Origin of the sequence: Bacillus massilinigeriensis, assembly GCF_900117315.1 — a bacterium.
Lineage (GTDB): Bacteria > Bacillota > Bacilli > Bacillales > Cytobacillaceae > Bacillus_BE > Bacillus_BE massilionigeriensis.
On the sequence record NZ_LT630337.1, the window covers coordinates 713,373 to 734,509 of the forward strand.

The 21,137-nt window shown below is 36.8% G+C and carries 17 protein-coding genes and 1 pseudogene; 11 read left to right on the forward strand and 7 right to left on the reverse strand.

Going from position 1 to position 21,137, the window contains the following annotated elements:
- Positions 1-11: 11 nt before the first annotated feature.
- The 5 genes from arcD to BQ6100_RS03670 all read right to left on the reverse strand — a co-directional run bounded on the left by arcD (position 12) and on the right by BQ6100_RS03670 (position 5,386).
- Positions 12-1,442 (reverse strand): arginine-ornithine antiporter, encoded by a 1,431-nt coding sequence (gene arcD / locus BQ6100_RS03645; protein WP_075980420.1) that lies wholly within the window; start codon positions 1,440-1,442, stop codon positions 12-14.
- 119 nt (positions 1,443-1,561) lie between these two features.
- Positions 1,562-2,581 carry an ornithine carbamoyltransferase gene (gene argF, locus BQ6100_RS03650; RefSeq protein ID WP_075980421.1) on the reverse strand — a complete coding sequence of 340 codons (1,020 nt, stop codon included), beginning with the start codon at positions 2,579-2,581 and terminating at the stop codon, positions 1,562-1,564.
- 82 nt (positions 2,582-2,663) lie between these two features.
- The gene (arcA, locus tag BQ6100_RS03655) at positions 2,664-3,899 is read right to left on the reverse strand and encodes an arginine deiminase (protein ID WP_075980422.1); all 1,236 of its coding nucleotides are present in this window, start codon (positions 3,897-3,899) and stop codon (positions 2,664-2,666) included.
- A gap of 321 nt (positions 3,900-4,220) precedes the next feature.
- Complete coding sequence (gene ahrC / locus BQ6100_RS03660) at positions 4,221-4,682, reverse strand: transcriptional regulator AhrC/ArgR (RefSeq protein ID WP_075980423.1); 462 nt, start codon at positions 4,680-4,682, stop codon at positions 4,221-4,223.
- A gap of 275 nt (positions 4,683-4,957) precedes the next feature.
- On the reverse strand, positions 4,958-5,386 hold the full coding sequence (locus BQ6100_RS03670) for a cell wall hydrolase (protein WP_075980425.1): 429 nt from the start codon (positions 5,384-5,386) through the stop codon (positions 4,958-4,960).
- Positions 5,387-6,375: 989 nt separating this feature from the next.
- On the opposite strand from BQ6100_RS03670, the pseudogene BQ6100_RS21955 reads away from it, so the two are divergent.
- From BQ6100_RS21955 to pgmB, 4 genes and pseudogenes are all read left to right on the forward strand, one after another.
- Positions 6,376-6,558 (forward strand): annotated as a pseudogene (locus BQ6100_RS21955) (HAMP domain-containing protein); the annotation flags it as partial.
- A 144-nt stretch (positions 6,559-6,702) separates the two neighbouring features.
- Positions 6,703-7,518 (forward strand): methyl-accepting chemotaxis protein, encoded by an 816-nt coding sequence (locus BQ6100_RS21960; protein ID WP_407922579.1) that lies wholly within the window; start codon positions 6,703-6,705, stop codon positions 7,516-7,518.
- 261 nt (positions 7,519-7,779) lie between these two features.
- Complete coding sequence (locus BQ6100_RS03680) at positions 7,780-10,074, forward strand: glycoside hydrolase family 65 protein (protein WP_075980427.1); 2,295 nt, start codon at positions 7,780-7,782, stop codon at positions 10,072-10,074.
- 59 nt (positions 10,075-10,133) lie between these two features.
- Positions 10,134-10,805: a beta-phosphoglucomutase gene (pgmB, locus tag BQ6100_RS03685; RefSeq protein ID WP_075980428.1), complete on the forward strand. Its 672-nt coding sequence runs from the start codon at positions 10,134-10,136 to the stop codon at positions 10,803-10,805.
- A 20-nt stretch (positions 10,806-10,825) separates the two neighbouring features.
- On the opposite strand, the gene BQ6100_RS03690 is transcribed toward pgmB, so the two are convergent.
- Entirely contained in the window at positions 10,826-11,500 is a 675-nt protein-coding gene (locus tag BQ6100_RS03690; protein ID WP_075980429.1) for a lysoplasmalogenase, read from the reverse strand.
- A gap of 158 nt (positions 11,501-11,658) precedes the next feature.
- Complete coding sequence (locus BQ6100_RS03695; RefSeq protein WP_075980430.1) at positions 11,659-12,825, reverse strand: MFS transporter; 1,167 nt, start codon at positions 12,823-12,825, stop codon at positions 11,659-11,661.
- Between the two features lie 811 nt (positions 12,826-13,636).
- Between BQ6100_RS03695 and BQ6100_RS03700 the strand changes: the two genes are divergently transcribed.
- The 7 genes from BQ6100_RS03700 (at position 13,637) to BQ6100_RS03730 (ending at position 21,095) form a co-directional block, all read left to right on the forward strand.
- Positions 13,637-13,804, forward strand: a complete 168-nt coding sequence (locus BQ6100_RS03700; RefSeq protein WP_075980431.1) for a YezD family protein — start codon at positions 13,637-13,639, stop codon at positions 13,802-13,804.
- Positions 13,805-14,113: 309 nt separating this feature from the next.
- Complete coding sequence (locus BQ6100_RS03705; RefSeq protein ID WP_075980432.1) at positions 14,114-15,193, forward strand: sulfate ABC transporter substrate-binding protein; 1,080 nt, start codon at positions 14,114-14,116, stop codon at positions 15,191-15,193.
- A gap of 185 nt (positions 15,194-15,378) precedes the next feature.
- Positions 15,379-16,182 (forward strand): sulfate ABC transporter permease subunit CysT, encoded by an 804-nt coding sequence (gene cysT, locus BQ6100_RS03710; RefSeq protein ID WP_097677939.1) that lies wholly within the window; start codon positions 15,379-15,381, stop codon positions 16,180-16,182.
- A 112-nt stretch (positions 16,183-16,294) separates the two neighbouring features.
- Positions 16,295-17,170, forward strand: coding sequence for a sulfate ABC transporter permease subunit CysW (cysW, locus tag BQ6100_RS03715; protein WP_075980434.1), 876 nt, complete (start codon positions 16,295-16,297; stop codon positions 17,168-17,170).
- 24 nt (positions 17,171-17,194) lie between these two features.
- Positions 17,195-18,265, forward strand: a complete 1,071-nt coding sequence (locus BQ6100_RS03720) for a sulfate/molybdate ABC transporter ATP-binding protein (protein WP_075980435.1) — start codon at positions 17,195-17,197, stop codon at positions 18,263-18,265.
- 173 nt (positions 18,266-18,438) lie between these two features.
- Complete coding sequence (gene katA / locus BQ6100_RS03725; protein WP_075980436.1) at positions 18,439-19,899, forward strand: catalase KatA; 1,461 nt, start codon at positions 18,439-18,441, stop codon at positions 19,897-19,899.
- A gap of 158 nt (positions 19,900-20,057) precedes the next feature.
- Entirely contained in the window at positions 20,058-21,095 is a 1,038-nt protein-coding gene (locus tag BQ6100_RS03730; protein WP_075980437.1) for a DUF418 domain-containing protein, read from the forward strand.
- Positions 21,096-21,137: the final 42 nt, after the last annotated feature.

Genomic DNA, 21,137 nt, shown 5'->3' on the forward strand with positions numbered 1-21,137 from the left:
TCCTCCGAATGTTAAATAGATATTTTTCCGAGAACTAATTCAATTAGTGCCCATACAGCTAAAATTAAGACAACTGCAGCAGCAACCAATTCATATTTGGTAAAGAGTTTTTCCGTTTTCTTTTCCTTTTGGACCTTCATAAAAATGTAAATGCCTGGTGCATAAAGGATCATAGTTAGTAGTAAATAACTGATTCCTGCTGCGTAAACGAGCCAGATTGCATAAACACTTGCGATGACCCCAAGAATAATATCTTTTGTCCGTCTCTCGTTAGCCCCATAGCTTTCTCCGGTGAAAGATAGCTTAAATTGATAGAGTGCTGAGAAGAGATAAGGAATTAATATTGCTGATGATGCAAGAGAGAAAGCAAAGTTATATGCTTGATCAGAAATTAAGAATGTGATTAAGAATACTTGGATTAATCCATTTGTTAACCATAGGGAGTTAATTGGTGCTTTGTTTTTATTTTCTTTTGCAAACCATTTAGGGAATACACCATCTTTAGCTGCAACATATGGAATTTCTGATGCTAATAGAGTCCAGCCTAACCAAGCTCCCAATACGGAAACAATTAGACCGATATTGATGAATACCGCACCCCATTTACCAACTACTGATTCAAGAACGTATGCCATAGCTGGGTTTTCTAATTCTGAAAGCTCTGCTCTTGACATGATACCCATAGAAAGTAGTGAAATGAGTACGTAGATAATGAGTGTACCAATTAATCCGATTACCGTTGCTTTTCCGATATCGCTACGGTTTTTTGCTCTTCCTGATAAAACAACCGCACCTTCAACACCGATAAATACCCATAGTGTTACAAGCATAACGCTTGATACTTGATCTTTAACTGAAGCCCAAGAGAATTCTGCTCCATCTGGACCCCAGAAATCTAAAGTAAATGTGTCTACTTTAAAAGCAATAATTGCAATGATGATGAAAAGAAATACTGGGACTAATTTTGCAATAGTTGTCACTAAGTTAACCAATGCAGCTGAGTGTACTCCTCGTAAAATAAGAAAATGTACACACCATAGTAATACTGACGCTCCTATAATGGATGCGACATTTTGTCCACCATCAAAAACAGGGAAAAAATAACCGATTGAACTAAAAACTAATGTTGCATAGGCTACATTTCCTAACCATGCAGAAAGCCAGTAACCCCACGCGCTATTGAATCCCATAAAGTTTCCGAATCCAGCCTTGGCATAACTATAAATCCCACCATCTAAATCTGGTCTTCTCATCGTTAAGTTTTGGAAGGCTAGACCTAAAGCGATAATTCCAATTCCTGTAATGACCCAACCGATGATGATAGATCCTGCGTTTGCACCTAATGCCATATCACTGGCTAAGTTAAATGCGCCACCACCAATCATGGATCCTACTACTAATGCGGTTAATAAAAAGAGACCTAATTTTTTGTCAGATTCCATGTTTACACCTCCAAATTTGGGGAAAACAATTATTTATAATTAGGGCAGATGATATACAGTAATCTGTGGTTGGCACCTATCATAAGGGTGCCAACCATAGATTGTATTTTTAAAAAGGATTAGTATTTACTACTTGTTGCTACCATTACTGCCTTAATTGTATGCATGCGGTTTTCTGCTTCATCAAATACGTGAGAATGTTTGCTTTGGAATACTTCGTCTGTTACTTCCATTGCTGTTAGGCCATATTTTTCATAGATTTCGCGGCCAACTGATGTTTCTAAATCATGGAATGCTGGTAGGCAATGAAGGAAGATCACATCATCATTACCTGTTTTCTCAATCATTTCCATGTTTACTTGATAAGGTTTTAATAAATTGATTCTTTCCTCGAATTTATCTTCTTCACCCATTGATACCCAAACATCTGTATAAAGAACATCTGCACCGTCGACAGCTTCGTCCACATTATCTGTTACTACGACTCTACCATTGGATTCAAGTGCAACTTCTTTCGCGTAATTGACGATTTCTTCGCTAGGGAAGAGGGATTTAGGAGAGCAAATTCGGATGTCCATACCAACTTTTGCTCCTCCGATTAAGAGGCTATTTGCCACGTTATTGCGGCCATCACCGACGTAAACAAATTTCACACCTTTTAAGTGTCCGATATGTTCTTTAACTGTTAAGAAGTCTGCTAGCATTTGAGTTGGATGATAAAGATCCGTTAATCCATTCCAAACAGGAACTCCAGAATATTTAGCTAATGCTTCTACAGTTTCGTGTTTGAAGCCGCGGAACTCAATTCCATCGAACATTCTTCCCAAAACCTTGGCAGTATCCTCAACTGATTCTTTCTTTCCGAATTGGATGTCACCTTTACCTAAATATTCAGGGTGAGCACCTAAATCGATACAAGCAACTGTGAAAGCACATCTTGTTCTTGTTGAAGGTTTTTCGAAAAGAAGGGCAATGTTTTTTCCTTCTAAGTATTTATGAGGAATACCTAATTTCTTTTGTTGTTTTAATTCAGCAGCTAAATCAATAAGATAGTTGATTTCGATTTCAGAGAAATCTTTTTCAGCAAGGAAACTTCTTCCTTTAAGATCAACTTTTAATGGTTTTACTTCTGTAATCATCTAAATCTCCACCTTCTCGATTAGTATGAAAAATGATAGTAGATTTGGAGGGGGTGCTTGTCCATCCCCTCAGGAAACCTAATTAAATGTCTTCACGGTATAATGGCATACTCATGCAACGTGGACCCCCACGGCCTCTAGAGAGCTCCGAACTTAGAACTTCAATAACCTCAATGCCATTGGACCTTAGAATCTCGTTAGAAACATAGTTTCTATCATATGTGACAACGACACCTGGAGAGATTGCTAGAGTGTTAGAGCCATCATTCCATTGTTCACGGGCAGATATGATAATGTCACCGCCACCACATGGAATCAGGTTGATTTCACTTAAACCAAGAACCTCTTTTAATGTTTCTGTAATGTTATTGCGTTCTGTAATTTGAACCTTTTCAGGATCATTTAAGTCTTTTTCAAGGATGTAAATTCTCATATTGCCATCTGGGCCTTGGATTGCAGGATGGATGGTGAACTTATCATAATCGACCATTGTAAATACAGTATCGAGATGCATAAATGCCCTTGATTTAGGAATTTCAACGGCCATAACCTTTTTAATTTCGGTTTGACGTTTGAATAAATTAACTGCTAGTTTTTCAATGGCTCTTGCTGAAGTTCTGGCGCTGACACCAATGGCGATGGTATCTTTACTAAGAATGAGCTCATCTCCACCTTCAATAGAGAATCCATAATCACGACCGAGCCATACTGGAATATCATGTTTAGAAAATCTCGGATGATATTTGATGATGTAATCCATAAACATCGATTCTCTTCGTCGAGCACCCTCACGCATTCTATTAATAGATAGCCCGTCACCAATAGCTGCTGCAGGGTCGCGAGTGAAATATAGATTTGGCATTGGATCTAGATAGAATGGATAATGATCAGCCATTAACTCATATAGGTGAGTTTTCTTGCCTTCCTCAATTTCAGTTTTTAATACCCCAGCCATTATCTTGTCGATCATTTCTTCTGTTGGGAAGGAAAGTAGATATTCACGAAGCATTTTTCCAGAGCCGTTCACATTTGATTTGCTTTCTGCGAGAATTTGATCAACGAATTGATGACGGATTTCTTCAGAACTTAATGCTTCTGCCAATAATTTTTCTAAATATAGGACTTCAACACCTCGGTTTCTTAAGGCATTAGCGAAGTAGTCGTGCTCCTTTTGAATCGTTGGAAGATAAGGAATATCATCAAATAGTAATCTTTGTAAATATTCAGGAGTTAAATTTTCAACTTCTTTACCAGGTCGATGTAGTAAAACCGTTTTCAGATCCCCAATTTCGGATGTAACATGTATAGGGTGTTTCATTTGTATTTCCTCCTTTAACTTGTGATTATTGGATATCCTTTACACTTTTAATGATACATCTGAAATGAAAGCGTTTTTGTGAAAGGGGTAACGAGTAACTTGTGAATTATTCCACAAATAATTTCAGGTTCATTCAAAACTTTGCATGAATATTGGAGAAGGAAGGGCCTGTGATTAATAGATCATTTTATATAAGGTGAAAATGGGTGAATAAAAGTTGAATATTATTCATTTTTGCTGGTAAAAGAAAGTGTTTTCAGACTACTTAATTTTCGAAGGAGGGATTAATGGCAAATAAAAAACCAGTCATAGAGACTGGTTTTAAGCATATAAAGTAATCATTTGTTTTAAACGATTTTCTATTAATTCTGCTTTTTCTTGTGTGGAACAAATGATTAGACAAGTATCATTTCCACAGACAGTTCCCACCATTTCCTTCCAAGAGAGATCATCCAATAATACCCCTACCACATGTGCATTTCCAGGTATTGTTTTGATGACAACGAATTTATCAACTAGGGAAATTTTGATACATGCATCATTCATAACCCTGTTGAGTCTTTCCTCAGGTTGAAAATGTGTTTCTGCAGGAATTCCATATTTAAATCTTCCATTGTTTAAAGGAATCTTAATAAGATTTAATTCTCTCAAATCTCGTGAAATAGTAGCTTGAGTTACGTTTAATCCTGCACTGTTTAAATAGTGGACAATGTCTTGCTGTGTTTCGATTTCATAGTTGTTAATAATATCTTTAATTAGTTTATGTCTTTGTTGTTTCAGCATTCAACTGCACCTCGCAATTTATGAAAAGCAGCTATTCTCTGAATAGATATAGGGGCAGAACTATATTTAAATTCTACACCTTTCGTAGGATGGAGTAATTCTGGAAAAGTGTCAATTATTTTACATATTAATAGATTTCGTTTTAGCCATTGGTACCATTCTATTTGAGGCATTCAAAAGGAGGCAAAATAAAAAAGGAAGACCTCTACTTAATAAGCTAGGGCTATCCTTTTTAGGTGAGCGTAATAGGAAAAAGAATGATAAGGAAGATAATATTAAAAGGTATTATATACATTCTGGCAAGTTTCAGCAGTAGGCTCATAAAAACAATGTAGCTTAAAACGTCCTACATGTGGCTGTCCATACCATTCAGCAGGACAATCCCCTTGAGGTCGAAAATACCATAAGCTAAATTTGGCAGGCCAAAAATTTTCTCCCCTTACCACTCGGCGGGCTAAACGTCTTTCCGTTTCCCGTGGAGCTTGATAGAAATATCCCTTTGTTGTGGCTTCGAATGCGTGGGGTTGAAAGATCATTTGTCTTATTGTCCGAAGCCCTTTAAAGTCTGAGCAATTTGCTCTAATACGATTAATCCCGACATTACCAATAAGTAGCATTCCTAATTGGCCTTCACTTTCACCTTCTGCCCTCAATAGCCTTGCTAATAAATCAATATCTGCTTGAGTAGCTTTAACAACTGCCATGACTCCACCTCCGAAGTGTTTTACACAGTATCATATTCTATGAGGATGGGTTAAGTGCCCTACCCTGTTAATTTATGTAAATAATTTCTAGTGGAGCATTGGACCAAATGTTTGATAGAATGATTTATGTTGAAAAACAGACTTAAAATAAAGGCTGTGTTAAAGCTCACTGTTAATATTAAGTCAAATTGATCTACGTTCCAGGCGCGAAGACTCCTTTATAAATGCTATTGCATTTTGAATTTGAACGAGCGTTGTTTTATCAACGAAGCAATTTCAATGTCCTGTGGGGAAATGGGGCTAGGGAGACCCCGTTTCCCCGCAGGAGGGTTAGCTAGAGGTAAGCTCCCCGTCGCGTCTGAAACAGAAAACAACATTCTGGTTTAACAGAGCCAAAATAAAAAGTCTACAGGGTTCTAATAAAAATAGGAGTGCAGTCTATGTTAAAGCTAACAATTAAACAAAGGTTAATCACTTTATTATCATGTTTTGTCATCACATTAATCTCAGTGGGGGGATTTTTTTATTTTGTTAATCAGGGCACTATGAAAGAAGCAAAAAGTCTTGAAGAAAATCGAGAGTTTCAAAAAGTTTTAACACATATTCAATATAGACTAACAGGTGTTTCGAACGATGAAAGAGGCTACATAAATGAACTGGACCCCTCATTTATTCAAGAGGCCTCTGAAAAGGAACGGAATATAAGAAAAGATTTTGAGGCATTAAAGCAACTTTCCCCGGACTCTAATACTGAAAAATTGATTATGGATATTGAGCAAAGTTTTGAGAGTTATATGGATGCTCATAGAAAGCTAATAGCACAAAATGATTTTGAAAAATCGAAGAATATTCACTATAACGAGCAAAGAGAAATTAGGAAGGAAAAATTAGATCCTTCTGTTAATAGATTAGTAGACAGTATTGAAAAAAAGATCAATCAAGATACAAAGGATTTTGAAAAGAAGGCGCAAGTAAGAGAAACCATACTAATGATAATCATTTTGGCCGTATCAATCTTTACGATTTTTATTGGAACCGTTTTAATCTCCTCTATTCTTCGACCTTTAATGGCAATCCGAAAGCAATTGGATGAGATTGCCCATGGAGAGGGGGACCTAACAAAAGAGCTTGTTATTAAATCCAAGGATGAAATTGGGCAATTAGCTCAGACGTTTAATCACTTTAATGCTTCATTAAGGGATTTGATTTCACAGGTAAGAAGTGGTGCAAGACAGGTTAATGAAACAGCTTATACGTTAAATGAGTCATCTTCTGAGGTGATTGAAGGCACTCGGGAAATGAATGAATACATTAAAATGGTATCTACAGGAGCAGAAAGTCAGAGAGAAATGGCCAACCAAAGTTCCGTTGCGGTAGAAGAAATGACCATTGGAATTAATCAAATTGCAGAAAATGCTTCAAAGGCGTCTGAACTAGCAAATGAGGCATCAATTAAAGCAAAGGAAGGGTCTCAATCCCTTAAGGATTTAGTTCAAAAAATTGAATCTATTGATGACTTTGTCAATAAATCAGTTTCTAGCATCAAACAATTAAGTCTTCGTTCTAATGAAATTGGTGAAATCCTATCCATCATTCAACAAATTTCAGAGCAAACGAATCTATTGGCTTTAAATGCTGCGATTGAAGCAGCAAGGGCAGGAGATTCAGGCAGAGGATTTGCGGTGGTGGCAGATGAGGTAAGAAAATTAGCAGAACAATCTTCCCAATCAGCTGGTGAGATTTATGAAATTGTTAAGCAAGTTCAAGATGAAACAAAGACTACCGTTCATTCAATTAGTCAGGTAAAAGATCGTGTTCAGGATGGAAAAGACTCTGCAAGTATCACTCAAGGAAGGATTTCTGAGGTAATAAAGAAATTCGAGGAAATAACCAGTGAGATTCAAGAAGTGTCAGCAGCATCTGAGGAAATTTCTGCTGGTTCAGAGGAAGTATCTGCATCGGTTCAAGAAATGGCAACAGTAGCAAATCAATCATCCGAAATGACCCAAAAGGTTGTGGAGTCTTCTGAAGAACATATAGAAGAGATGGAAAAGGTACAAAATCACGCACAATCTCTTTCTTCCATGTCTGTAGAATTAAATCAACTAGTAAATAAATTTAAAGTAGACTAATTTAAAGAGGCTGTCTCCATAAGCTAGTTCATGACCCTTATGGAACAGCCTTTTTTATATATTTATTATTGTAATAAACCTAATTGATTTTCAACATTCAATCTCAAAATAAGGGAATACAAAATTTTGTCATAAAAAAATTACATTTTTCCATGCTTTTTTTTATGAAATCCTTTACAATAATATTGTATTGTAAATAGCTTTATTTTTTTGATGAATTGCGCAAACGTTTGCATTTATTTAATAGATGAGGTGAAACACATGAAAAGACTATTTGAAATTGACAAATGGAAAATTACTGAAACTAAATTAAACCAAGAAAACTTTCGTTTAGCTGAAAGTATGATGAGTCTTGGGAATGGACATATGGGTATGCGTGGCAACTTTGAGGAAACCTATAGTGGCGATCACCATCAGGGCTCTTACATTGCTGGAGTATGGTTTCCAGATAAAACAAGGGTTGGCTGGTGGAAAAATGGGTACCCTCAATATTTTGGAAAGGTAATCAATTCAACAAATTATATTGGAATACGCATCATCATTGACGGAATAGAGCTTGATTTGAACAGAGCAAATGTAACAAACTTTTACCGTGAGTTGGATATGCAGTATGGAGTGTTAACTCGTCGATTTACCATTGAACAAAATGGGAAAGTAACTGAATTTGAGGTAGTTCGTTTTCTATCTATTGCAGATAGCGAACTTGCTGTAATTAAGTACACGGCAACTGCAAAGAACTACAGTGGAGAAATTACATTCGTTCCATATCTTGATGGTGATGTAAGAAATGAAGATTCCAACTACGAGGAAGACTTCTGGTTGGAGGTTAACCGAGGGGTGGAGGATTATAAAGGTCACCTTGTAATGAAAACAAAGGAAAATCCTTTTGGTACACCGACTTTCCAAGTTTCTGCAGCAATGAGTATTGCTGTTGATGGTGATGTGCAATCAATATCGAATAATTCTAAAGATGAATATGTAGATAATACGTTTGTTGTTTCATTATCCGAAAATAATCCTGTTACACTTTATAAATATGTAGCAGTTACCACTGATAGGGATTATGAAGCGAATGAGCTTGTAGAAAAAGGGAACACATTATTGAATCAATCTTTAGAGAAAGGCTATAACATGCTTCTTGCTGAGCACAAGGCTAATTGGCTTAAGCGTTGGGAAATCTGTGATGTTGAGATTCAAGGTGATGATGAGGCACAGCAGGGAATTCGTTTTAACCTATTCCAGCTCTTCTGTACTTATTATGGAGAGGATTCTCGACTTAACATTGGACCAAAAGGCTTTACTGGAGAGAAGTATGGTGGCGCAACGTATTGGGATACTGAAGCATATGCAATCCCACTCTATCTATCAACGGCAAAACCTGAGGTAGCAAGAAATCTACTAGTATATCGCTATAATCAATTAGATGGAGCATATCATAATGCACAGCAACAGGGCTTAGAGGGCGCTCTATATCCTATGGTAACCTTTAATGGAATCGAATGCCATAATGAATGGGAAATTACATTCGAGGAGATTCATCGTAACGGGGCAATCGCTTACGCAGTGTATAACTATGTAAATTATACCGGCGACCATGACTATTTACATGAACATGGTATTGATGTGTTAACCGGTATTTCTAGGTTCTGGGCAGATCGTGTACATTATCATAAGAAAAAAGATCAATATATGATTCATGGTGTTACAGGACCAAATGAATATGAAAACAATGTAAATAACAATTGGTATACGAATACTATCGCAAGGTGGACCTTAAAATACACCCTTGAGGCTATAGATACATTAAAAGCAACAGGTTATCAAGAACGTCTGCAAGATCTAAATATAACAGAACAAGAAACTAGCAAGTGGGAAGATATCGTTGAGAAAATGTACTTACCATATGATGAAGAACTGGGAGTTTTTGTTCAGCATGATACCTTCTTAGATAAAGATTTAATGACGGTTGATGACTTGAAGCCTGAAGAACGTCCAATTAACCAAAAATGGTCATGGGATAAAATCCTACGTAGCTGTTTTATCAAACAAGCTGATGTGCTTCAAGGACTTTACTTTTTTAATCACGAGTTTTCACGCGAGGAAAAAGAGAGAAACTTTAATTTCTATGAGCCAATGACTGTTCATGAATCATCCTTATCTCCATCCATTCATGCTATTTTAGGGGCTGAGTTGGGTAAAGAAGAAAAGGCATACGAAATGTACCATCGTACAGCCCGTCTTGATTTAGATAATTATAATAACGATACAGAGGACGGATTGCATATTACAAGTATGACTGGAGCTTGGCTTGCAATTGTTCAAGGTTTTGCAGGAATGAGAACAGCTCATGAAACACTTTCCTTCGCTCCATTTGTTCCTAAGGCTTGGAATTCCTATACCTTCAATATCGTTTATCGTGAACACTTTATGAAGATTAACGTGTCTCAACAAGGAGTCTTTATCTCTCAAGAAGGATCAGAGCTATCCATGAAGCTATATGATCAGGAAGTGGTTATTCCAGAAAATGGGGAAATCCTGGTCCCTTTGAAAAAATAGGATGTGCTCAGCAATGAGCTATATGCTTAAAACCCCAATTGCAATAAGGAGAGGATTATATGAGCAAGCCATTAAATGCGTTTATTTTTGACTTAGATGGGGTCATCACAGATACCGCTGAATATCATTTTTTAGCTTGGCAAGCACTTGCTGAGGACATTGGTATTCGTTTTACCCGTGAGGATAATGAAATGTTAAAAGGGGTTTCAAGAATGGACTCCCTAGAGAAAATTTTGGAAATCGGTGGGAGGAAAGATGATTTTACCAGTGAGGAAAAAGAAAAACTTGCTGCTAAAAAAAATGATCATTACTTAACACTGATTCAAAAAATAACGCCTGCTGATATTCTACCCGGTATGAAGGATTTTATTTTCGCTATTAAGGAAAAGGGAATGAAGCTAGGACTTGCTTCTGCAAGTAAAAATGCTTTTACTGTTATGGAATCGTTAGGGCTAAAAGATGTTTTTGATGCCATTGTTGATGCTAAAAAAGTAGCTAATGGGAAACCACATCCAGAGGTGTTCCTAACTGCTGCAAAATTATTAAATGTGGAACCAACTACTTGTATTGGGGTTGAGGATGCAGTTGCAGGGGTAGAGGCTATCAAGTCAGCCGGTATGTTCGCGGTTGCCATTGGAAAAAAGGAATCATTCTCGAAGGCCGATATGGTTTATGAAAAAACAGAAGAAATTTCTCTAGATGAGATTGTTTCACGCTATAGTCAAGGATAATGAAAAGGTCGGTAGAGTTTCTACCGACCTAAATTTTTACTGGATAACAAAGGGTATTTGTTGATTGACCCTATACTTAAGCTTTTGGCAATAAGGAATTGTGCAGTATAGTAGGTGATCATAATCAATTCCCCTGAAAAAGCAATCTCAGAAATAAATTTATTCCAGGAAAGAAGAGAATCGGAAATAACAAAAAGGGCACTTCCAAAAATAGCCCATATATTTCCCGTCATAATGGCAGACCAGAACATTAAAGAGATGACGAAGATATAGAAGATAACTGGAATGATTAATGTATCCTCTCTGTTTTCTTGCAGAGCTTGAACTAGATGAATCCCCATAAATATCGAGTAAGCAGCTATTGGAAGGAGGGTAAGAAATCTTAACCAAGAAAAAGTCCAACGAGAGAAAAAGCCGCCCGCGTAAAATAAGTGGCCAATGAGAAACGAGGATAAACCAACGACAAACCAAATTAATAGTCCATCACCTAGCATACAAAACACTAACCCCATAATAATCATCCAGGAAAATTTGCTTTCCTTTTCTATCATGTTGCGAAATGCATATAGAATGATTAATAGCATTGGAATGATCTTGAAAGTTATTTTTACTGGAATGGGTTCTTCCGGAACAAAAAATATATAAAGAATCCCCATAAATAAGATAGCTAGAGCTAGTTTTCTATTCAATAACATAACCCCCTTGTACTTCCTATTAATATTCAAAGGAATTCACAGAATTCCTTCTTTATATTCAAATATTTGGAAAAAGGTGCCCGGCACCACTATAGCAATCTTCAGTGAATACCAGACACCTTAAGGGTTAGTTCTCTTATTATATAGGTTTAATAGCGTTAGGCTGTTAGTGTTTTTGCAGCTTTTGCATGGTAAACCAAATAGAGGATCAATGCAATGATGGACATAATCACCCCTGAAATATAAGGGAGCCCAATAGAAATCGAATACAGCCATCCACCTAATGTTGGTCCAAGAATTCTCCCTAATGAATCAAAGGAAGAAAGAAAACCAGTTACGCTTCCGTGTCCAGAGGTTGATTGATTTGTAAGAAGGGTGGAAACACTCGGGCGGATAACACCATTCCCAACACCGAAAATAGTAAGAAAGATGGCCGCAGTTGTAAAGCTATCTACAAGTAGAATGAGACCAAATCCAATGGCAGAAACCAGAATTCCTCCTTGGATAACAGCACCCGCTCCAAATTTTTGGGTGAGCTTTCCAATTAATCCTCCTTGAACAAAAGCGCTAGCAAGACCCATAATCATGAAGATATAACCGAGATTAACAGTATCTAATCCGGCCCTTTTTGCAGCGAAATAGGCGAAAGTAGCTTCTAATCCTGAGAGCGAAAGAGAAATAAACAATTGAAGGATAAAAAGTATGGATAAGGAATTTTCAAATACCTTCCATATGGATGATTTCTCTTCGTTATGTATTCCTCTTTTCTCTTTTGGCAATGATTCCTTCAATATAACGAAGACCAGAAGAAAGGTTAAAAGAGAAAGGACTGCTGCAATATAAAATGGTGTGTTCAAACTTACTTTAGAAAAGACGCCACCCAATGCTGGACCAAAAATGAAGCCCAATCCAGTTGCTGCACCAATCATACCCATGCCTTTTGCTCGATCCTCTGGAGAGGTGATATCAGCCACATATGCCATTACTGTTGGCATATTGGCAGCGGATAGAGAGCCACCAATAATCCGAGCAATAAACAACATCCATAATTGAGTGGAAACAGACATTAAAAAGAAGGAAAGGGATAGTCCAGCAATTCCTATCATTATTACAGGTTTTCTTCCTATTCTATCTGACACCCTGCCCCAAACAGGAGCAAAGATAAGCTGCATAAAGGAATAAACGGACATTAATAGTCCGAGTTCTGTTGGGTTTGCCCCTATTTTTTCTGCATAAAACGGAAGAACTGGAATGATAATTCCAAAGCCGACCATCACTAAAAACATCACTAAAAATAAAATAGGTAAAGCTCTTTTAGTTTGCAACCACTGGTCACTCCTTTTTATAAGAAGAAATTAAAGATTATACCCAAACAAAATAGAATTAATTATCAATTATTATGTAATAGTCAATGATGAGATTTTACCAATAATATTAGCAGCTTGTAAACTTGAAAGCATCCATTGGGGTAAAAAATATTTATTGAAAAATGTTATAAAGCGAGTTTAATCAAACGTTTGATTAAATATATTTTGTGGTGCAGAAAGAGGTGAATTTTCTTAATCAAACGTTTGATTAAATATATTTTTGTGCAGAAAGAGGTGTATTTTCTTAATCAAACGTTTGATTAAACATATTTTTGTACAGAAAGAGGTGTATTTTCTTAATCAAACGTTTGATTAAACATATTTTTGTACTGAAAGAGGTGAATTTTCTTAATCAAACGTTTGATTAAAAATATTTTTGTGCAGAAAGAGGTACATTTTCTTAATCAAACGTTTGATTGAATTCCAAGTAATGAAAAAACATACTTGACAACTCGGAAAAGTCAGAATAAAATGTGAATTAATAAAAATCAAGAAATGATTTCTGACACCTGAATAGGAAAGCTGATTGGAAAACCAAAGGCTTATACTCTTTTATTTATGGGTATAGGTCTTTTTTCATTTCTAATAAGGAGGAGGGAACATTGTTATATCCACTTAGTAAGTACAGTCCACATTGTTTATACAAAGGATTCAATAAGATATTAATCTGTGGGTTTAGTAGTTAGAATCTAGGGAATACTCTTTTTTGGTTATTAATCCCTAGTATTCACATGAGTTATTACTATTATGAGAATAGGGGGATTATTACATGGGAAAGATTGACCAAGAGAAGTGGAATTATATTCTATCAATGATTAAAGACATTCAATTTGGATCGGTTCTAATTACTGTCCATGATGGGGAAATTACCCAGGTTGATCGTACGGAGAAAAATCGATTTCAATTGAAAAGAACTATTTCTGGCAATAGGAAATAAAGCTATTTTTCAACATTATATTTGAGGAATTTATATTTTGTGAATAATGAATGCTGATCAGACATACTGAAGGCTGCTTATTTTCTTTATTCAATAAAAATATGGCTGAAAGGAAATATGGAGGAAATTGGAAGGATAGGCAAGCCGTGTTTTTATAAGAAAGGCTGTGTTAAAGCTCATTGTTGATATTAAGACATGTTGATTGGAGTGGAAAGCGAAGCGCCTGGAACGGAAATCAACATTCAAGTTTAACAGAGCCATAAGAAAAATAAGCAGTCTTTTAATATGGAAAAAAAGAGGGGGATTTCTATGTTTAACATTCAGAAGTCAAGTATTAGATCATTGTTGGTAATTTTTGTCTTAATAGCTAGTATTCTAGCGGGATGTTCAAGTGATGGTGCTAACAGCACGAAAAAGGAAGGGAAAAAAGGGAATGATAAATCTTCCAAGGAACCTGTCGAGCTGCTAAATGTTTCTTATGATCCAACGCGTGAGCTTTATCAAGAATTCAATGAGGAATTCTCAAAATATTGGAAGGAAAAAACGGGACAAACTGTAACTATCCAACAATCTCATGGTGGTTCAGGAAAACAAGGGCGTGCCATTATTGATGGACTAGAGGCAGATGTTGCTACATTAGCATTAGCCTATGATATTGATGAAATTGTAAACCTAGGAGGATTAATTCATAAGGATTGGCAATCACGTTTAGAGGATAACTCAACTCCTTACACATCGACGATTGTATTTCTTGTGAAAAAGGGAAATCCGAAGGGAATAAAGGACTGGGATGATTTAACGAAGAAAGATGTTTCCGTTATTACACCAAACCCTAAAACATCAGGAGGAGCAAGATGGAACTACTTAGCAGCTTGGGCGTTTGCAAAGGATAAGTATCAGGGTGATGAAAAACAAATTAAGAAATTTATGAATCAATTATACAAAAATGTAGAGGTATTGGATTCAGGTGCACGTGGATCGACAACAACATTTGTTGAAAGAGGAATTGGAGATGTGTTGATCGCTTGGGAAAATGAAGCCTTCTTGACATTGAATGAATTAGGTAAGGACAAATTTGAAATTGTTGTTCCTTCTATTAGTATACTTGCAGAACCACCTGTTGCTGTTGTAGATAAAATTGTTGATAAAAAAGGCACAAGAGAGGTGGCTGAAGCCTATTTAAAATACTTGTATACAGATAAAGGGCAAGAGATTGCAGCCAAAAACTACTATCGTCCTAGAAATCAAGACATTCTTAAGAAATATGGGGATACCTTCCCAGAGATTAACTTGGTAAATATTAATGATGATTTTGGAGGCTGGCAAAATGCCCAAAAGGAACACTTTAGTGATGGAGGAACATTTGATCAAATCTATCAGCCTAAGTAATGATTTCAACCTTTTGGTCAGGAAGAAAGGCACAAATATAATAAGAAAATGAATTTTCAAAAACCATGGGTGCTTCAAGTACAAATAATCGTATTTGGAGCATCTATGGTTATTAAAAAGAATAATAGAAATTTGACACAAAAGGAGGGGGTGGAATCTTGACAAATCTACAAAAGACTAAAGTAATGAGACATAGTGTGATACCGGGTTTTGGACTATCACTTGGTTTTACTATTTTTTACATAAGTATTCTAATTATCTTACCTTTATCCATGATTTTTTTAAATACGATGAGCTTAGAAGGGGAAAAAATTTGGGAGATCATAAGTGATCCTAGGGTGGTGGCCTCTTATAAATTAACTATTGGTGCTTCGTGTGCTGCTGCTCTAATTAATGTTGTCTTTGGTGTATTAATTGCATGGGTATTAGTTCGTTATCGCTTTCCTGGAGTTAGAATCATGGATGGCCTCGTAGATCTTCCATTTGCTTTACCAACGGCAATTGCAGGGATTGCTCTTACTACCTTATATGCTCAAAATGGTTGGATAGGTAAATTCCTAAGCTTTAAAGTCGCCTTTACACCGTTGGGGATCATTATTGCCTTAACCTTTATTGGGCTTCCTTTTGTTGTTAGGACTGTACAGCCAGTATTGCAAAATCTAGATAAGGAATTAGAAGAAGCGTCAGCTAGTTTAGGTGCCAATCGCTTTCAAACCTTTGTTAAGGTCATTATTCCTGAATTATTCCCGGCAGCCCTTACTGGTTTTACCTTAGCATTTGCCCGTGCACTTGGAGAATACGGTTCTGTCGTATTCATTGCTGGAAATATGCCAATGAAAACAGAGATTACTCCATTATTAATAATGACGAAACTTGAACAATATGATTACTCTGGAGCAACAGCAATTGCCGCTGTTATGCTATTATTCTCATTTCTTATACTCTTGATCTTCAATCTCTTGCAATGGTGGACAAATAGGAAATACTAACAAGATATGAACTTAGGAACAGACCACTTTTTTGAAAGCTATATTCATCAAGGTTAATAGAGAGTGAAATCACATGTATTTTAACTTGATAACAAATAAAGGAGGAAGGTCTATGACGGGAAATGTCTCCATTCAATACGCGAATACACCTCTCCAAAGGAAACCAAATCATTCTGAACCCTTGCTTGTAAGATTCATTCTTATAACGCTAGCAATAGGGTTTTTAGCTTTATTCTTGATTTTGCCTCTCATAGCCATCTTCGTAAAGGCATTTGACAAGGGGCTGGATGTATATGTAGCTGCGATAAGTAGTCCGGATGCATTAGCAGCAATCAAACTCACCGTTATTATTACTTTTTTGGTGGTCCCTCTAAACTCAATATTTGGGGTAGCTGCAGCTTGGGCAGTTACCAAGTTTCAATTTAAGGGGAAAAGTCTATTAATTACCATTATTGATCTTCCGTTTGCAGTCTCACCTGTCATTGCCGGATTGGTCTTCGTTCTATTATTTGGTACTCATGGTTTGTTTGGTCCTTGGTTAATGAATCATGATATAAAAATTATTTTTGCTGTGCCAGGGATTGTGTTGGCCACTATTTTTGTCACTTTACCATTTGTAGCTAGAGAATTAATTCCATTAATGCAAACTCAAGGAGTATCTGATGAGGAGGCATCGTTAACCTTAGGAGCAAGCGGGTGGAAGACCTTCTTCTTTATTACTCTTCCTAATATAAAATGGGGCCTACTATATGGAATTATCCTCTGCAGTGCTAGAACAATTGGAGAGTTTGGGGCGGTTTCCGTTGTTTCTGGACATATTCGTGGGATGACTAATACGATGCCACTACATATTGAAATTTTGTACAATGAGTATCAATTTTCCGCTGCATTTGCTGTTGCTTCCTTAATGTCTATTTTTGCGATTGTGACGTTAGTTGTCAAAAATGTTGTGGAATGGAAGGCCAAGCAAACTACACAGCACACTTAATAGGAATAAGGGAGTTGATCAATTATGAGTATAAAAATAAGAAATGTTTCAAAATCCTTTGGCACATTTAATGCACTTGAAAATATTAATCTAGACATTCAGACAGGAGAGCTGGTTGCTTTGCTTGGTCCATCTGGTTCTGGAAAGACATCTCTTTTGCGGATTATTGCAGGGTTGGAAGCGGCAGATAAAGGAACGATACTATTTGGGGACGAGGACATGACGAATATTAGCACAAAGGAAAGAAAGGTAGGCTTTGTGTTTCAGCATTATGCCTTATTTAGGCATATGACAGTATTTGAGAATGTTGCCTATGGACTAAGGGTTCGCCCGAGAAAAACACGCCCATCTAAACAGGATATAGAGGATAAGGTCAAGGAATTGCTTGAATTGGTTAAGCTCTCTGCCTTTAGTGACCGTTATACTTCTCAGCTATCGGGTGGACAAAGGCAGAGGGTAGCGCTTGCCAGAGCATTAGCCGTTCAGCCAAATGTTCTATTGCTAGACGAACCATTCGGTGCCCTAGATGCAAAGGTGAGAAAAGAATTAAGGCGTTGGCTAAGAAAGCTTCATGATGAATTTCATGTAACAAGTATCTTCGTTACACATGACCAGGAAGAAGCCTTAGATGTAGCCAATCGGATTGTTGTTATGAACGAAGGGAAAATCGAGCAAATAGGAAGTCCCGAGGAAGTCTACGAAAATCCCTCAAGTCCATTTGTTTATGATTTTTTAGGGAATGTCAATTTATTTAGAGGAAGGTTGCATAAGGGAAAACTCCATCACGGTTCATTTGAACTGGACGTTCCGGAACATTCTAATACAATTGATACGGATGCGGTCGGGTATGTTCGCCCTCACGATATTAGCATAGTTAGGGAAAAGAGTGTGGATTCTGTTTCAGCAGAGATTAAGCACGTACATATAGTTGGTCCTATTGTCCAGCTGGAGCTTATTCGAAATGATACTGGGGAGTATCTTGAAGCTGAAATAACAAAGGACTATTATCGGAAACTTAATCTCATATCAGGAGAAATGGTGTTTGTTAAACCGAAACAGCTAAGAGTGTTTATCCCGGAAGACTATTCTATTTAGATACAAGGCATGAAAATAAGGCAACCAGCGTAACTGCTGTTGCCTTATTTTTTTAATTATTATTATTACTTTATTAAAATAATTATAAAATAGTATTGATTTTTGAATGATAAATGTTATCATTGTATTTAGAGTAAGGGGTTTTCTATAAAATATATGAGGTGATGTCTTAAATGAGTACAAGTAAAAACAAACTAACTACGAGTTGGGGAGCACCTGTTGGAGATAATCAAAATTCGATGACTGCTGGTTCACGAGGACCTACTTTACTACAGGATGTTCACCTACTTGAGAAATTAGCACATTTTAATAGAGAACGTGTGCCTGAACGTGTTGTACACGCGAAGGGTGCAGGGGCACATGGCTATTTTGAAGTCACTAATGACATGTCTAAATATACAAAAGCTAAGCTATTCAATGGGGTAGGAAAGCGCACTCCAATGTTTATCCGATTCTCAACAGTTGCGGGTGAACTTGGTTCTAGTGATACGGTTCGTGATCCGAGAGGGTTTGCTGTGAAATTTTATACAGAAGATGGGAACTATGATCTTGTTGGAAATAACACCCCAATATTCTTCATTCGTGATGCTATTAAATTCCCTGATTTCATCCATACTCAAAAAAGAGATCCTCAAACACATTTGAAAAATCCTACGGCTATATGGGATTTCTGGTCATTATCACCAGAATCACTACATCAAGTTACCTATCTAATGGGGGATCGTGGAATCCCTGCGACCTTCCGACATATGAATGGATATGGAAGCCATACCTTTAAATGGGTGAATGAAGATGGAGAAGCGGTATGGGTGAAATATCACTTTAAAACAGATCAAGGTGTCAAGAATATGACAAATGAAGTGGCTGCTAAGCTTGCAGGTGAAAATCCTGACTTCCATACAGAGGATTTGTTTAATGCGATTGAAAATGGTGATTATCCATCATGGACTCTTCATGTACAAATGATGCCTATAGAGGATGCAAATACTTATCGATTTGATCCATTCGATGTTACAAAGGTCTGGTCTCATAAGGACTATCCATTAATTGAAGTAGGACGTATGGTTTTAAATAAAAATCCAGAGAATTACTTTGCAGAAGTGGAGCAAGCGACATTCTCACCTGGAACAATGGTACCTGGAATTGAGCCTTCTCCTGATAAAATGCTACAAGGCCGCTTGTTTGCCTATGCTGATGCGCATCGTTATCGTGTAGGAGTTAACCATAATCATCTGCCAATTAACCGACCAAAGTCAGGTTATCAAAACTATCAACGTGATGGTCAAATGCGATTTGATGGAAATGGTGGAGGCTCTGTTTACTATGAACCAAACAGCTATGGTGGTCCTCAGGAATCTGTATCTGATAAAACAACTCCATTTGTTGTATCGGGTGTTGCTGAACAGGTTGCATATGATAGTGACGACCATTACACTCAAGCGGGCGACTTATATCGGTTAATGAGTGTAGAAGAGCGTGCTAGACTTGTAGAAACGATTGTTGCAGCAATGAAGCCAGTGGAGAAAGAAGAAATTAAACTCCGCCAAATTGCTCATTTCTATAAAGCAGATCAAGAGTACGGACTAAGGGTGGCTGAGGGGCTTGGACTTTCAATACCACGGGAAGTAAAGTAATTGAGTCTTACCACATCGTATTCTCATTTAAATGAATAATCTTAAATAAAATAGGGCTGTCCCATTGGTGCCTGGCACCTTTGCTTTCGGGGCAGCCTTATTTGTGTATAATTGAGTAATACGGAAAATGGGTGAGGCCTTTTAAAAGGATGGTGACCATGGAATCGATAGACTTAAATAAACGAATAGATTCACTTGATTATTTAAGAGGATTTGCTCTCTTGGGAATTATTCTTATAAATAGTGTTTATTTACTCGATGCACGTTTACCAGAAGAACATTCAATTGATGCCTTATATCAAAGGTTTCTCTATCTTTTTATTGAGGGTAGATTCTATACCATATTCTCCTTCTTATTCGGTGTTGGCTTTTATATCTTTATTTCACGTGCCTATGCAAAAGGAAATAATGGAGTAATCCTGTTCTTGCGTAGAATTGCTTGGATGTTTGCTTTTGGATTGATTCATTCTATCTTTCACCCAGGAGAGGCATTGACTGTTTATGCTTTTTGCGGGCTTATTGTTTTACCTTTTAATAAGATTAAAAGAGAAATTAATCTCGTCATTGGAATCATTTTGCTCATTGGCTTTAGCATTTTAGCAGTAAAGGTTCTCTTGCCGTTACCAATGATATTGTTAGGTTTTACAGCTGGACAGTACCACGTTTTTGAAAATATTACCAAAAAGATGAAGAGCTTGGTTTTTTTTACAACAATCATGTTAATTATGAGTATCATAGGGATTTCTTATCAATTCCAGCATGTTCCTTCTACTCCGTTTGATGGGTTCCATCTAAATGAAGTGGATAGCGGGAAAAGAATAATCGTAAGTACGTTTTTAAATATCGGTATTATGGTTGGACCTGTTCTTTCTGCCTTTTATGTGGGACTTCTTATTTTGCTTTTGCGAAAACCGTCGGCTCAAAATCTTTTGTCCCCTCTAAAATACTATGGAAGAATGTCATTAACTAATTATATTATGCAAACAGTCTTACTCGTATTGGTAGGTAATATTTTCTCCTTAAAGGGCAATGTTGGTTTTATCGAAACGCTCTATCTTTGTATTCTGATTTATTTCATTCAACTCCTTTTTAGCACAGTATGGCTTCGCTATTTTCACTTTGGTCCATTGGAATGGTTTTGGAGATGGTTGACTTATTTGAAAATGCCGGAATTAAAGAAACAATCCAATACATAGAAATGTCAGTGTTATGTTATTATTAAGCAACGCATCCTTCAT